At 62.6% G+C, this 14,577-nt stretch carries 16 protein-coding genes; 5 read left to right on the forward strand and 11 right to left on the reverse strand.

What is annotated here, in order from left to right:
- Positions 1-191: 191 nt before the first annotated feature.
- From ampD to VE092_RS22710, 6 genes are all read right to left on the reverse strand, one after another.
- Entirely contained in the window at positions 192-815 is a 624-nt protein-coding gene (ampD, locus tag VE092_RS22685) for a 1,6-anhydro-N-acetylmuramyl-L-alanine amidase AmpD (RefSeq protein ID WP_324880163.1), read from the reverse strand.
- Between the two features lie 3 nt (positions 816-818).
- Positions 819-1,109, reverse strand: coding sequence for a PP0621 family protein (locus VE092_RS22690; RefSeq protein WP_324880164.1), 291 nt, complete (start codon positions 1,107-1,109; stop codon positions 819-821).
- Positions 1,106-1,918, reverse strand: coding sequence for a cytochrome C assembly family protein (locus VE092_RS22695; RefSeq protein WP_324880165.1), 813 nt, complete (start codon positions 1,916-1,918; stop codon positions 1,106-1,108). Before VE092_RS22695 ends, VE092_RS22690 begins: the two co-directional genes overlap by 4 nt.
- A gap of 151 nt (positions 1,919-2,069) precedes the next feature.
- Positions 2,070-2,879, reverse strand: a complete 810-nt coding sequence (locus VE092_RS22700; protein WP_324880166.1) for an ABC transporter ATP-binding protein — start codon at positions 2,877-2,879, stop codon at positions 2,070-2,072.
- A gap of 1 nt (position 2,880) precedes the next feature.
- Entirely contained in the window at positions 2,881-3,702 is an 822-nt protein-coding gene (locus VE092_RS22705) for an ABC transporter permease (protein ID WP_006713230.1), read from the reverse strand.
- A 12-nt stretch (positions 3,703-3,714) separates the two neighbouring features.
- A complete protein-coding gene (locus tag VE092_RS22710; RefSeq protein ID WP_324880167.1) occupies positions 3,715-4,674 on the reverse strand; it encodes an ABC transporter substrate-binding protein in 960 nt (319 codons plus the stop codon).
- Positions 4,675-4,992: 318 nt separating this feature from the next.
- On the opposite strand from VE092_RS22710, the gene ffh reads away from it, so the two are divergent.
- The 3 genes from ffh to VE092_RS22725 all read left to right on the forward strand — a co-directional run bounded on the left by ffh (position 4,993) and on the right by VE092_RS22725 (position 8,062).
- Positions 4,993-6,363 carry a signal recognition particle protein gene (gene ffh / locus VE092_RS22715; protein WP_077235900.1) on the forward strand — a complete coding sequence of 457 codons (1,371 nt, stop codon included), beginning with the start codon at positions 4,993-4,995 and terminating at the stop codon, positions 6,361-6,363.
- 451 nt (positions 6,364-6,814) lie between these two features.
- Positions 6,815-7,306, forward strand: a complete 492-nt coding sequence (locus VE092_RS22720; protein ID WP_324880168.1) for an SWIB/MDM2 domain-containing protein — start codon at positions 6,815-6,817, stop codon at positions 7,304-7,306.
- A gap of 348 nt (positions 7,307-7,654) precedes the next feature.
- Positions 7,655-8,062, forward strand: coding sequence for a hypothetical protein (locus VE092_RS22725; RefSeq protein ID WP_324880169.1), 408 nt, complete (start codon positions 7,655-7,657; stop codon positions 8,060-8,062).
- A gap of 107 nt (positions 8,063-8,169) precedes the next feature.
- On the opposite strand, the gene VE092_RS22730 is transcribed toward VE092_RS22725, so the two are convergent.
- Positions 8,170-9,897: a proline--tRNA ligase gene (locus VE092_RS22730; protein WP_324880170.1), complete on the reverse strand. Its 1,728-nt coding sequence runs from the start codon at positions 9,895-9,897 to the stop codon at positions 8,170-8,172.
- A 227-nt stretch (positions 9,898-10,124) separates the two neighbouring features.
- Between VE092_RS22730 and VE092_RS22735 the strand changes: the two genes are divergently transcribed.
- Both VE092_RS22735 and VE092_RS22740 read left to right on the forward strand, forming a co-directional pair.
- Positions 10,125-10,715, forward strand: coding sequence for an RNA pyrophosphohydrolase (locus VE092_RS22735; RefSeq protein WP_324880171.1), 591 nt, complete (start codon positions 10,125-10,127; stop codon positions 10,713-10,715).
- A gap of 5 nt (positions 10,716-10,720) precedes the next feature.
- The gene (locus tag VE092_RS22740; RefSeq protein ID WP_324880172.1) at positions 10,721-11,299 is read left to right on the forward strand and encodes a CNP1-like family protein; all 579 of its coding nucleotides are present in this window, start codon (positions 10,721-10,723) and stop codon (positions 11,297-11,299) included.
- A 105-nt stretch (positions 11,300-11,404) separates the two neighbouring features.
- Here VE092_RS22740 and proB read toward each other — a convergent pair whose 3' ends face one another.
- From proB to rplU, 4 genes are all read right to left on the reverse strand, one after another.
- Positions 11,405-12,523 carry a glutamate 5-kinase gene (gene proB / locus VE092_RS22745; RefSeq protein WP_324880173.1) on the reverse strand — a complete coding sequence of 373 codons (1,119 nt, stop codon included), beginning with the start codon at positions 12,521-12,523 and terminating at the stop codon, positions 11,405-11,407.
- 112 nt (positions 12,524-12,635) lie between these two features.
- Positions 12,636-13,745, reverse strand: coding sequence for an Obg family GTPase CgtA (gene cgtA / locus VE092_RS22750; RefSeq protein WP_006713217.1), 1,110 nt, complete (start codon positions 13,743-13,745; stop codon positions 12,636-12,638).
- A gap of 196 nt (positions 13,746-13,941) precedes the next feature.
- A complete protein-coding gene (gene rpmA, locus VE092_RS22755; RefSeq protein WP_006713216.1) occupies positions 13,942-14,199 on the reverse strand; it encodes a 50S ribosomal protein L27 in 258 nt (85 codons plus the stop codon).
- Between the two features lie 48 nt (positions 14,200-14,247).
- Positions 14,248-14,559, reverse strand: coding sequence for a 50S ribosomal protein L21 (gene rplU, locus VE092_RS22760; protein WP_006713215.1), 312 nt, complete (start codon positions 14,557-14,559; stop codon positions 14,248-14,250).
- Positions 14,560-14,577 lie beyond the last annotated feature (18 nt).

Consider the following 14,577-nt stretch of genomic DNA (forward strand, 5'->3'; position numbering starts at 1 on the left):
GTACTTGGTTACTGCCTCGCGGGTCTCGCACCTTCTGAAGCACTGCCGGAACGGGCTTTCCGTGGATGAAGACCCGCGTACAAAAATAAGTTCACCAGAACACTACATCTAGTATCAAAACATCGATTGGGACTAATTCTAGTGGCGTGAACTGGAGGATGCAACCGCTATTTCTAGAATTTTTCTGTCGATCAAGCTTGACTTTTTTGTAGCCCAAGAGGGAAGCGCAATTGCGCGCCGTTAACAATTTTCATCATTTCCCCGTGATAGCGCTGCCAGTCGAAACACGGCCCGGGATCGGTCTTGCGCACCGGCGCGATATGCTCATGACCGGCCACGGCGGTGAGGCCATAGCGACGTACCAGGGCCTGGGACAGGCCGGCCAGGACCGGGTACTGGGCCTCGGTAAAGGGTTCGAAGTCGCTGCCTTCCAGTTCGATGCCGATGGAAAAATCGTTGCAGCGCTCGCGGCCGTCGAACACCGACACCCCGGCATGCCAGGCGCGCCGATGCGCCGGCACGAACTGCACGACCTCGCCGTCGCGGCGGATCAGGAAATGCGCCGAGACCCGCAGCGGCCGCAACTGGTCGAAATAGGGATCGGCCTCAAAGTCGAGCCGGTTGCAGAACAGGTCCGCGATATAAGGACCGCCGAACTGGCCGGGCGGCAGGCTGATGTTGTGGATCACCAGCAGGTCCGTCACCACCCCTGACGGCCGCTCATCACAGTTGGGGGAAGGTTCGCGGCGGGCTTGCCTGCACCAGCCTTCGTCGTCGATGTCCCAGGAGCCGGTGGCGAGGGTGGGTACGCTCATGACTCAGAAAGACGCCAGCCGGCGATGCTCTTCCGAGCAGTAATGCGCCCCGGAAGCATGCACCACCGCCTCGGAGGCCGGAAAGTGGATACCGCAATGGGCGCACTGCACCATGGTCTCGACATTGCTGTCGCTGCGGCGCCGGAAGCGCGACGGCTTGGGCGGCGGCATGCCGGATTCGGCACGCGCATCGCCCTCGGCGGCGGGATCATTGCCGGCCAGCATGGATTTCTTGGCGCGCTGGAACCACACCACCACGGCCAGCAGCACGACCAGCCAGATCAGATATTTCATGTCAGTACCCGATGCAGCACGACTTCAAGCACGAACCGGCTGCCCACATAAGCTAATAGAAGAATGGCGAACCCGGCCAGCGTGAAGCTGAGCGCGGTGCGCCCCCGCCATCCCTGCCAGCGACGGCCGGCCAGGAGCAGGCCGAACAGCAGCCAGGACAGCATCGTGAAGACCGTCTTGTGGTCCCACCTGAATGGCGTCCCGAACAACTGCTCGGAAAAGACAACGCCCGACACTACGGTCAGCGTCAGCAACGCGAAGCCGAAGGCGATCAGGCGGAACAACAGTTTTTCCATGGTCAGCAGCGCCGGCAGGCGATCCAGCGCCAGGCCGAACCAGCTGGCCTGGGCGGCCGGACCGGGCCGGGTATGCAGGCGCGACTCCTGCAACACCATCAGCACCGCATGGAAGGCGGCAATGGTGAGGGTACTGTAGGCCAGGATGGAGATGGCGATATGCGCCAGGAACCAGTCCGACTTGCCGGCCAGCGCCACCAGGTTGCCGGGGAAGACGCTGGGCAGGATCACCGACAGCGCCGCCACCGGAAGTACCAGGACGCGCATGCTGTCGAGCGAGAAATTGCGATTTTCCAGCCAGTAGGCGGCCACCGAAATCCACAGCGTGGAGGAGAGCATCACCGCAAAGCCCACCCGCACGGCATCGGGGGCAAACATGTCCGACAGCAGGGCTCCGCCGTGCAGCACCCAGCCCACCACGATGCCCAGCGAAATCGGCGTGCGCCGTTGCGAGGGCATGAAGGCGCATGCCAGATAGAGCAGCGCAGCCAGGATGAAAAAATAAGTTTGCATCGCCCAAGTTTACACTATCTCGGCCACCGGCCCGATTGCGCCCGGTCAGGCAAACCGCAGGCATCCGCCGCCAAATGCGACACGGCAGGAGCATCCTGCCGTGTCCGGACCACCCGCACCCTGCTCCGCCAAGCGGCGCGGGGTGTAAGCCTCAGTCCACCGCCGCCGCCTTCATCTCGGCGTTGTGATGGCGCTGCTGCTCTTCCATCACCAACTGGCCCAGTTCCCGCTTCAGGGCATTGAACTCGGGGTCGGCCGGATCGCGCAGCCGTGGCAGGTTCACCAGCATGTCACGCTTGACCGTGCCGGGACGGTAGGTCATGACCACGATGCGGTCGGCCAGGTAGATCGCTTCCTCGATGCTGTGGGTCACGAAGACGATGGTCTTCCTGAACTCGTCCCAGATGCGCAGCAATTCGTCCTGCAGGTTGCGACGGGTCAGCGCATCCAGGGCACCGAAGGGCTCATCCATGAGCATGATGGGCGAATCCAGCGCCAGCACCCGGGCAATCGCCACCCGCTGGCGCATGCCGCCCGACAGGTCCTTGGGGAAACGGGTGCGGAAGTCGATCAGGCCCAGCTTGTCCAGCAGCTGGGTCACGCGCTGGACGATCTCGGCCTTGGGGGTCCCCTTGATTTCCAGGCCGAAGGCGACGTTCTGCTCCACCGTCATCCAGGGGAAGAGCGCATATTCCTGGAACACCATGCCACGATCCGGCCCCGGCTCGCTGACCACCTTGCCATCGGTGAGGATTTCACCGGTGGACGGCAGCGCGAAGCCGGCGATGGCATTCAACAAGGTGGACTTGCCGCAGCCGGACGGCCCCAGCAGGCAGACGAACTGACCGTCGGGAATGTCCAGGTTGATATCCTTCAAGGCGACGACTTCGCGGTCATCGGTCTTGAAGACCTTGTGCACGCCCTGCACGCGGATGCGGGGCGAAGAATTGGCTTGGTTCATGTCAGTTCTCCAGCCCGCGATGCCAGCGCAGCATGTAATTGTTGAGGCGGCTCATGCCCAGGTCGATGGCCAGGCCCAGCAGGCCGATGGTGATCATGCCGGCGATGATCTTGTCCGACCAGAAATACTCACGCGCTTCCATGATGCGGAAACCCAGGCCATTGCTGACGGCGATCATCTCGGCCACGATCACCACGATGAAGGCCGTGCCGATACCGATGCGCACCCCCGAGAGGATGTAGGGCACCGCTGCCGGCAACATCACCCGCAGGAACAGCGTGGACTGGCTGGCGCCCAGGTTGCGGGCGGCACGCAGGTAGATGCTGTCGACCTGGCGCACCCCGGCGATGGTGTTCATCAGCACCGGGAAGAAGGCCCCCAGCGAGATCAGGAACAAGGCCGGCGGATTGCCCAGCCCGAACCACAGGATAGCCAGCGGGATATAGGCAATCGGCGGAATCGGGCGGATCACCTGGACCGTCAGGTTCATGAGGCCATAGATGCGCTGGCTCGACCCCATCAGCAGGCCCAGCGGCAAGGCCAGGCCGGCGCCGATCAGGAAGCCCGCCACCACACGGTAGAGGCTGCCGATGGCGTCCATCACCAGTTCCCCCGAGAACACCCAGGCCAGCCAGCTGCCGGCCTCGGGGTCATAGGGCTTCAGGGGCGAGGCGTATTCGCCCCACTTCTTGAGCACCGCCCAGGGCGAGGGCAGGATCTGCGGATTGATCCAGCCGGCGCGGGAGGCCCCCTCCCAGAGGGCGATCACCACCAGCGGCACCAGCAGCCCCTGGAGGAAGCTGCCATTCTTGTTCTTTGCCATGCACCGTTCCCCTTACTTGAGGTTCATGCTCTTCTTGGCCTGCTCCAGCAGATCGGTCTTCACCCAATCCTTGGCCACCGGCGGCTTGGCCATCTTGCCGGTACCGTACTTGGCCATGGTGTCGGTGGTGACCTGGATGTGCTCGGCGGTGATGTCGTAGGCGTAGGGCGAGTTGCCGATGGCGTCGTAGAAGTCTTCCTTGGTGATCTGGTTCTTGAAGATCACTTCACGCACATACTTCTCGGCCACTTCCGGCTTGTCGATGAAGGTCTTGGTCGCCTCCAGGAAGCAGCGCATGAACTTCTCGGCCAGCGGACGCTTTTCGTTGTAGAACTTCTCGGTCATCACCATGGTGCGGTAAGGCTCGCCGATCGGGGTGTCGTAGGGCTTCATCACTTCCACCCCGAAACCCTTGTTGATGGCCTGCGAGGACTGCGGCTCGCTCTGCATCATGGCGTCGATGTTCTTGCCCAGCAGCGCCTGGTTCAAGTCGGCGAAGGCCAGGTAGACGATGGTCACATCCTTGGGCGTGAGGCCGTTCTGGCCCAGCTCGGCGTCCAGCAGCACTTCATGGATGCCACCGCGGGTCACACCGACCTTCTTGCCCTTCAAGTCCTTGACCGACTTGATGCCCGAGTCCTTGCCCGCCACCAGGCGTGCACCGCCCTTGGCGAAGCCGGCCACCACGTAGATCGGTGCGCCGTTGGCGCGGCCCGAGATGGCGGCTTCCGAAGCGGTGGTACCCACGTCCAGCTCACCGGCCAGGATGCCCTGCATCACGTCGGGGCCCTTGGCGAAGACCTTTTCATCGACCTTGATGCCGCACTTGGGCGCGATCTCCTTGATGTAGGACACCGCACCATAATGGGCGAACTTCAGGTTGCCCAGCCGGATCACGTCGTCCGCGGCATGGCTGGCGGTCGCAAAGCCGGCGCTTGCCAGCAGGGCCAGGGCGATCAGTTTCTTGTGCATTTCCACTCTCCTCTTGTGTGTATCGTTATTGATGCGTCAGGCCGGCGGCGGCGATGCGGGCCGGCTGTCTCGATGGCGTTGGCCGCCCCCTCACTGCGGTGGCTGGCCTTGATTATTGTTTTGCACCTGGAAATTCAGCGCCCATGTATACACAAAGAGCGCGGGCTGTACAAGCTGTTAATTTTACGTAGCGCCCCCATCTCAGCCCCACGCGCCAACCCGGGCGCGCCCGGGCTGATCGGTTAGAATGCGGGATTGCCCGCTGCCGGCCGCACCGCCTGGTCCTGGCCGGCCATCCATTCATTTGCAGACATCACCATGCTAGACAATCTGACCCAACGCCTCGCCAAAGTCGTCAAAACCATGCGCGGCGAGGCGCGCCTGACCGAATCGAATACCGCCGAGATGCTGCGCGAAGTGCGCCTGGCCCTGCTGGAGGCCGACGTGGCCCTGCCGGCGGTGCGTGAATTCATCGCCAAGGTCAAGGAGAAAGCCCTGGGCGAGGAAGTCATCGGTTCGCTGACTCCCGGCCAGGCCCTGGTGGGCGTGGTACAGCGCGAACTGGCCAGCCTGATGGGCGCCGATCTGGGCCCGGAAGCCTCGCAACTGAACTTCGCCACCCAGCCGCCGGCGATCATCCTGATGGCAGGCCTGCAGGGTGCCGGTAAAACCACCACCGTCGGCAAGCTGGCCAAATACCTGCGCGAAACCACCAAGAAGAAGGTGCTGACGGTATCGGCCGACGTCTATCGTCCGGCCGCCATCGGCCAGCTGCAGACGGTGACCGGCCAGGCCGGCGCCGACTTCTTCCCCAGCCAGCCGACCGACAAGCCGGTCGATATCGCCCTGGCGGCGCTGGACTACGCCAAGAAGCACCACCACGAAGTGCTCATCGTCGACACCGCCGGCCGCCTGGGTATCGACCAGGCCATGATGGACGAAATCCGCGCCGTACACGCCGCCATCAAACCCATCGAAACCCTGTTCGTGGTCGACGCCATGCTGGGCCAGGACGCCATCAACACCGCCAAGGCCTTCAGCGACGCCCTGCCGCTGACCGGCGTGGTGCTCACCAAGCTGGATGGTGATTCCCGCGGTGGTGCGGCGCTGTCGGTGCGTCACATCACCGGCAAGCCCATCAAGTTCGCCGGCGTGGCCGAAAAGCTGGACGGCCTGGAAGCCTTCGATCCTTCGCGCATGGCCAACCGCATCCTGGGCATGGGCGACATCCTGGCCCTGGTCGAGGAAGCCCGCAAGGGCGTGGACATGGCAGCCGCCGAAGGCCTGGCCAACAAGATCAAGGGTGGCGGCAAGTTCGACCTCAATGACTTCAAGGCCCAGTTGTCGCAGATGAAGAAGATGGGCGGCCTCACCAGCCTGCTGGACAAGCTGCCGGCGCAGATGCAGGCCGCCGCCGGCAACGCCAACATGGACCAGGCCGAGAAGCAGGTGCGTCGCATGGAGGGCATCATCAATTCCATGACCCCGCAGGAGCGCGCCAAGCCCGAACTGATCAAGGCTACCCGCAAGCGCCGTATCGCCGCCGGCGCGGGCGTGCAGGTGCAGGAAGTCAACCGCATGCTGTCGCAGTTCGAGCAGATGCAATCGATGATGAAGAAGCTCAAGGGCGGCGGCATGATGAAGATGATGCGCGGCATGAAGGGCATGCTGCCCGGCGGCATGCGCTGACTCCGCGCTAAAACCCTTGCTGGTGCTGGCTTTTCGGCTGGCACCAGTGGTTCCGCCGCGGCCAGTGCGAGCGGATCGACGACGCACAGATCCGGCTTTGCGGATTGCCTTTCCCCCTGGTTTTCCCGACGTCTTCCGACGTTTCTCCCCCGCTGCCCCCTCCCCTTGCACACCCTCTTCACTTGCCTCCCGGAAGGGGCGCGAACATGTCCTTTTTTCATCTTCCGCGGGCCGCGTCGCGGGGTCGGCAACAAGCCCTTACGCGGGCGCCTTCGATCCGCCGCGATCCCTTTACCGGCGCGGCTTGACGCCGGATCGGCCCGGCTCGTTGTTTCCTGGTTGTTCACCCCTGAAATCCACTAAAAAATACTTGCATGGCCGTGCAAAGAGCACCACTATTAGCGGTGCGTAAATTGACGCATTCATCTCATTCTTGTGAGGAGTCTTTCAGATGGCCACAGCAAAAAAAGCAGCAGCCGCAGTAAAGAAGCCAGCAGCAAAACCCGCCGCCAAGGCGGCTGCCAAGCCAGCAGCAAAAGCAGCAGCACCCAAGGCAGCGCCGAAGGCAGCCGCCAAACCCGCTGCCAAGCCGGCAGCCAAGGCAGCTCCGAAAGCCGCACCCAAGGCAGCCCCCAAGAAAGCAGCAGCAAAGCCCGCCGCCAAGCCCGCTGCCAAGAAGCCCGCTGCAAAACGTACGCCCAACGCCGCCTTCATGAAGCCGCTGACCCCGTCGGCAGCTCTGGGCGAAGTGGTCGGCGCCAAGCCGCTGCCACGCACCGAAGTCACCAAGAAGGTGTGGGAATACATCAAGAAGAACAAGCTGCAGAACGCCGAGAACAAGCGCAACATCGATGCTGACGACAAGCTCAAGGCGATCTTCGGTGGCAAGAAGCAAGTCACGATGTTCGAAATGACCAAGCTGATCTCGGCTCACCTGAGCTGATCGACGCCCGCGGTTTGCAAGCGACTTGCAAACAAAAACGCCCGCAGCCAGATGCGGGCGTTTTTGTTTCCGGATGTTTCAGCACGCGGCAGGCGCAAGGCGTCGCCACTGCCCGCGGAGGGCCACCCGTGTGCGTTTCCTGTTGTCCGACGCCCTTTGGCGGCCTTTTCTGATGGCGCGTAGGCGCCGCTCTGGCCTAGGATGCCAGTTCTGCATGGAGTATCGGAGCCGGAAACGTATGGTTACGCTCACTTTCCTTCCCGCAGAACTGAACAAACAAAGCCGGGTCTATCAATATGCCATCCACTGATGAGCTTGGACGCTCATTACCAAGAGAAAGGAATGACCATGCCAAATCCCACCCCGAGCCTGCGTCACCAGGTCCTGCGCTCGGCCAGCGCCCTTGTGATCGGTCTGGCCGCCCTGGGCGGTGCCTCGCACGTATTCGCCGCCGGCAAGGCCGGCAATTCGGAGTACCAGCAGCAGATCGCCGCCTGCAAGAGCGGCAGTTCCACCGAGGATCGCGCCACCTGCCTGCGTGAAGCCGGCGCCGCGCAGCAAGCTGCCGCCCGCGGCACACTGACCGATCCGGGCGCGACCCAGCTCAAGGAAAATGCACTGCGCCGCTGCGAAGGCCTGCCGCAGTCGGATCGCATCGATTGCGAGAAACGCGTCAACGGCCAGGGCCGGGTTGATGGCAGCGTCGCCGAAGGCGGCATCCTGCGCGAGACGGTGACCATCGTCCCCGCCAAGTAAGCCGGGGCGCCTCGACAGGTCGCCTGAGCGGCCAGAAAAGACAAAGGCGGACGCTTGAATGGCGTCCGCCTTTTTTCGTTACGGCCTCAGCGCCGCGCGGCGCTGGTTCAGGCCGCGAGCTTGCCCTGAATGAAGGCCAACGCATCGGCCAGCGGCACCTGGGTGGCCTCGGTATCGCGACGCCCCTGGTATTCGATATTACCGTCCTTCAGGCCACGGTCGCCGACCACAATACGATGCGGTACGCCGATCAGCTCCCAATCGGCGAACATGGCGCCCGGGCGTTCGCCACGGTCATCCAGCACCACGTCCACGCCTGCCTCGGTCAATTGCGCATACAGCTTGTCGATTTCGGTCTTGACGGCTTCGCTGCGGTCATAGCCCATCGGGCAGAGCACCACTTCGAAGGGGGCAATCGAGGTCGGCCAGATGATGCCCTTGTCATCGAAGTTCTGCTCGATGGCCGCACCCAGGATGCGGGTCACGCCGATACCGTAGCAGCCCATCACCAGCGGCTGCGGCTTGCCGGCCTCATCCAGATAGGTGGCCTTCATGGCCTCGGAATAGGTGGTCCCCAGCTGGAACACGTGGCCTACCTCGATACCACGCTGGATCGCCAGCACGCCCTTGCCATCCGGCGAGGCATCACCCTCGACCACGTTGCGCAGATCGGCCACCAGCGGTTCGGGCAGGTCACGGCCCCAGTTGGCACCGGTGTAGTGGAAGTCGGCTTCGTTGGCGCCGCAGACGAAATCGGCCATGTTGGCGACGGTGCGGTCGGCCACGACCTTGACCGGCTTCTTCGTGCCGATCGGCCCCAGGTAGCCCGGAGGCGTACCGAACCATTCGACGATCTCGGCTTCGTTGGCGAAGCGGTAGGTGGCCAGGCCGGGGATCTTGCTGGCCTTCACTTCATTGAGTTCATGGTCGCCACGCAGCAGCAGCAGCCAGATCTCCTTCTTGGCCGGGTCTTCGTTATCCACCGCCAGCACGATGGACTTGACGGTGCGCACCAGCGGCAGACCCAGCAGCTCGGCCACGGCCTCGCACTTGGATTTGCCGGGCGTGGCGGTCTTTTCCAGCGCCTGGGTGGCGGCACCACGGACGCTGTCCACCGGCAGGGCTTCGGCTGCCTCCATGTTGGCAGCGTAGTCGGACGTCGGGCAATAGACCAGCGCATCTTCGCCGGTGGCGGCGATCACGTGGAACTCATGCGAACCGGAACCGCCGATGGCGCCGTTGTCGGCCGCCACGGCGCGGAACTGTAGGCCGAAGCGGGTGAAGATGCGCACGTAGGCGTCGTACATGGCCTGGTAGGATTTCTTCAGGCCATCGAGATCGCGGTCGAAGGAATAGGCATCCTTCATTGTGAATTCGCGACCACGCATCAGGCCGAAGCGCGGGCGACGCTCGTCGCGGAACTTGGTCTGGATGTGATAGAAGTTCACCGGCAGCTGCTTGTAGCTGCGCAGTTCGGAGCGCGCCACGTCGGTAACCACTTCTTCGGAGGTCGGCTGGATGGCGAAATCGCGACCATGGCGATCCTTCACGCGCATGAGCTCGGCGCCCATCTTGTTCCAGCGCCCGGTCTCCTGCCACAGCTCGGCCGGCTGCACCACCGGCATCAACAGCTCGACGGCGCCGGCACGATTCATTTCCTCGCGCACGATGGCTTCGACCTTGCGGATCACGCGCAACCCCATCGGCATGTAGGTATAGATGCCGGCCCCCAGACGCTTGATCATCCCGGCCCGCATCATCAGCTTGTGGCTGACGATTTCAGCGTCGGAAGGGGCTTCTTTCAGGGTGGAAATAAAAAAACGTGAGGCGCGCATGACGGTCGGTTCTTTTTAAAAAGAGGAGGGTTATAATCGTTCTAATTTTAAAGGATTAGCTGGCTGATGCGCCCTTTCTTTGCAGATTTGCTCCTAGTTTCAATGACATCCGTGCATCGATGTGATTGCTCCTGACCCGCCTGGCGCACCGATTTCCATCGGCGCGCCCGCAGTCGCATGAGCCTGCCCGAAAGGCACTTCCAGCCGCAGAAAGTTTGAGGATCACCATGCTGGATCGAGAAGGCTTCCGCCCGAACGTCGGCATCATCCTGCTCAACGCCAATAACGAGGTGTGGTGGGGCAAGCGCGTACGCGAGCACTCCTGGCAATTCCCGCAAGGCGGCATCAAGCACGGCGAGACCCCCGAACAGGCGATGTTTAGGGAACTGGAAGAGGAAATCGGCCTGCGGGCCGAGCACGTCAAGATCATCGGGCGCACCCGTGACTGGCTGCGCTACGAAGTCCCCGACCATTTCATCAAGCGCGAAGTGCGCGGCCATTATCGCGGCCAGAAGCAGATCTGGTTCCTGCTGCGCATGGTCGGGCGCGATTGCGACGTCAACCTGCGCGGCACCTCGCATCCCGAGTTCGATGCCTGGCGCTGGCATGACTACTGGGTGCCGCTGGACGTGGTCATCGAGTTCAAGCGCGAGGTCTATCAGCAGGCGCTGCAGGAATTGTCGCGCTTCCTGAATCGCGCCGGCCATGCCGTGCGGCGTGGCGAGCCGCCCGGTCGCCCCCTGCCTCCCCACAAGAAAGCCGGCCCGGCCACACAGGCCCAGCCCCTCAACGGCGCCTCCACGCCCGAATCCAAGTGAGCCCCATGCCCTCTTCCCTGCCGAACGCATCACAACGCTCCCCGATCTCCCTGCGCGGCCTGCGCCACGCGGTGCTGGCCTGCGCCCTGCTGGCGGCCTGTACCAGCGCCCTGGCGCAGAGCTTCGATGAAGAATTCGACGACGAGGAAAAGCCCTGGCAGGAAATCGCCGTGCAGCTGCCGCCGACGCCGCAACAGCAGAACCTGGCCGAGTTCTATCTGAGTCCGAATGCCACCATGAAGGCCTATGTGGACCTCAATTCGGTCTCCATCGGCACCGACAAGGTGGTGCGCTACACGGTAGTGACCAAGACCGAAGGCGGCGCCGTGAACGTGATGTACGAAGGCATGCGTTGCGAGACCTGGGAAAAGAAGACCTATGCCTTCGGCCATCCCGATGGCAAATGGTCGCGTTCGCGGCGTGACAAGTGGCAGCCGATCCGCGATATCGGTGCCAACCGTATCGATGGCGCGCTGTTCAAGGATTATTTCTGCGACGGCAAGATGATCGCCGACAACGAGAACGTGAAGAGCATCGTCAATCGGCTGAAGACCCAGACCCGTCTCGATCCGGTACGTCGCTGACCTCAACGGCAGCAACGGAAATGAAAAACGCGGCCAGGCCGCGTTTTTTTATATCTTTTACAGGATATATACCGTTTATCCGCTCATTGCAGAGAGCCCCATGGTTCAGAGCAGCACCAGGTTATCCCGATGCACCAGCTCGGGCTCTTCGACGAAACCGAGGATAGCCTGGATTTCGGAAGACGGATGACGAATGATGCGACGTGCGTCCGAGCTGTTGTAGTTGCTCATGCCGCGGGCAATGGCGCGTCCGGACTCATCGACGCAGGTAATCACGTCACCGCGGCCGAATTCCCCCGCCACCTCCACGACGCCGATGGGCAGCAATGACTTGCCTTCCAGGCTCAGCTTCTGGACGGCACCGGCATCCAGCACCACGCGGCCAGCGGTCTTGAGGTGATCGGCCATCCACTGCTTGCGCGCCGTCAGTTGCGCGGTCTCGGCATTGAGCTGGGTACCGATGGTCTCTCCCGCTGCCAGTCGGGTCAGCACCTGGTCTTCACGACCCCAGGCGATCACCGTATGCGCACCCGAGGTCGCGGCGCGCTTGGCCGCCAGGATCTTCGTCAGCATGCCGCCCCGGCCGATGCCGGTGCCGGTGCCGCCAGCGATCAGCTCCAGCGACGGATCGCCGGCGCGGGCCTCGGCGATGAGCGTGGCCTTGGGGTCCTTGCGGGGATCGGCAGTGAACAGGCCAGGCTGGTCGGTGAGAATGACCAGCGCATCGGCCTCGATCAGGTTGGCGACCAGGGCGCCCAGGGTATCGTTGTCACCGAACTTGATTTCATCGGTGACCACCGTGTCGTTCTCGTTGATGACCGGCACCACGCCCAGCTGCAACAGGGCGAAGAGGGTGGAACGGGCATTGAGGTAGCGCTCGCGGTCGGCCAGGTCAGCATGGGTCAGCAGCACCTGGGCGGTGTGTAGCGCATGCTTGCGGAAGCTGGTTTCGTAGATTTGCGCCAGGCCCATCTGGCCCACTGCAGCGCAGGCCTGTAGATGATGGATGCCGGTGGGACGCTTGTCGAAGCCCAGGCGCTGCATGCCCTCGGCGACCGCGCCGGAGCTGACCAGTACCACTTCCTTGCCGAGTGCGCGCAATTGCGCAATCTGCTCGACCCAGCGGGCGATGGCGTTGGCGTCCAGGCCCTTGCCATCATTGGTAACCAGTGAGGAACCGACCTTGATGATGAGCCGCTTGGCGCTTTGAATGACCGATTGCATAGTGTTCCGGATTCTGATTCTTCTGGGGGAAGTCGGAAATTCCGACAGGCAGAGATGATAGCCCGAACCGCCCCCGCTGCGCAGCCTCGGTAGAGGCCGCGCAGCGACGGAATCAGTCCAGGACCTTGAAGCGCGGATCGTCCGGATCGATGCTGGAGATGGCGCGTGCTTCCTCGGTCATCTGCGTCTCTTCGGAACGATGCTCCTCGGCGCGCTTGGTTTCGAGGTAGCTGTAGATCTCGTTGATCAGGTCTTCGCAACCGTCACGGTTCAGGGCCGAGATCTCGAACACCGGGCCCTTCCAGCCGAAGCGCTTGACGAAATCCTTCACGCGCTTGGCGCGCTCGGCCTCGGGCACCACGTCCAGCTTGTTCAGGACCAGCCAGCGCGGCTTGTCGAACAGGGACTGGTCGTACTTCTTCAGTTCCTTGACGATGGCCTTGGCTTCCTTGACCGGATCGACTTCCTCGTTGAAGGGCGCCAGATCGACGATGTGCAGCAGCAGGCCGGTGCGCTGCAGGTGGCGCAGGAACTGCACCCCCAGGCCAGCGCCGTCGGCCGCACCCTCGATCAGGCCGGGGATGTCGGCGATGACGAAGCTCTTTTCGTGGCTCACGCGCACCACACCCAGGTTGGGATGCAGCGTCGTGAAAGGATAGTCGGCGATCTTCGGACGGGCGTTGGAGACGGCCGTGATGAAGGTCGACTTGCCTGCATTGGGCATGCCCAGCAGACCGACGTCGGCCAGCACCTTCAGCTCCAGGCGCAGTTCGCGGCGTTCGCCTTCCTTGCCCTCGGTCTTTTGACGCGGAGCGCGGTTGGTGGAAGTCTTGAAGTGGATGTTGCCCCAGCCGCCCTCGCCACCCTTGGCCAGCATCACGGTCTGGCCGTGGAAGGTCAGGTCGGCGATGTGCTCGCCGGTGTTGATGTCCACGATCAGCGTACCTACCGGCATGCGCAGATAGACGTCGTCGGCGCCCTTGCCATAGCAGTCGGAACCACGGCCATTTTCGCCACGACCAGCGCGGTGCAGCTTGGCGTAGCGATAGTCGATCAGGGTGTTGACGTTGCGATCAGCCACGGCCCAGATGGTGCCGCCCTTGCCGCCGTCGCCGCCGTCGGGACCGCCGAAGGGGCGGAATTTCTCGCGGCAGAAGCTGGCGACACCGTTGCCGCCATCCCCCGCCACGACTTCAATGCGTGCTTCGTCGATGAATTTCATGATATTGACGCCTCGTGGGAGCCGCTAACAAAACGTCGATGCATCCTTGCCCCGAGATGAGGGCCACCCCGACACTCCCCACAGGAGGCTGGGTTCGGCGCTTTGTTGACGGCTCTTCAAAAAACCAAAAAGGCTCCACCACCGGCAGAGCCTTTTTTATGCCTGATTTCCGGGCGGACCCGGATGACAGGAACGCTTACGCCGTAACGACGGTTGCGTATTGACGCTGTTGCAGGCCCTTGACAACGAACTTGACCTTGCCGTCCTTCAGGGCGAACAGGGTGTGGTCCTTGCCGACGCCGACGTTTTCGCCAGCGTGGACGCGGGTGCCGCGTTGACGGACGATGATGCCGCCAGCGTTGATCACTTGGCCGCCATAAACCTTGACGCCCAGGCGTTTCGATTCTGAGTCACGGCCGTTGCGCGTAGTGCCGCCGCCTTTTTTGTGTGCCATTTAAAACTCCTTGATGACTTTGGATGAGCAGTTCGACCAGTTCAACGCTTAGGCGTTGATCGAGACGATTTGCAGTTCGGTGTAGTTCTGACGATGGCCTTGACGCTTTTGGTAGTGCTTGCGACGACGCATCTTGAAGATGCGGACCTTGTCATGGCGACCTTGTGCTACCACAGTAGCCAGCACCGTAGCACCTGCGACCAGCGGCGCACCGAACTTCACGGTTTCGCCTGCGCCCACTGCGAGCACTTGATCCAAAGTGATTTCGGAGCCAATGTCAGCCGGTATCTGTTCTACTTTGAGTTTTTCGCCAGCAGCAACTTTGTATTGTTTGCCGCCGGTTTTTATGACCGCGTACATGTGAAACCTCACGAATGA

Origin of the sequence: Herbaspirillum sp., assembly GCF_035644555.1 — a bacterium.
Classification (GTDB): domain Bacteria; phylum Pseudomonadota; class Gammaproteobacteria; order Burkholderiales; family Burkholderiaceae_D; genus Herbaspirillum.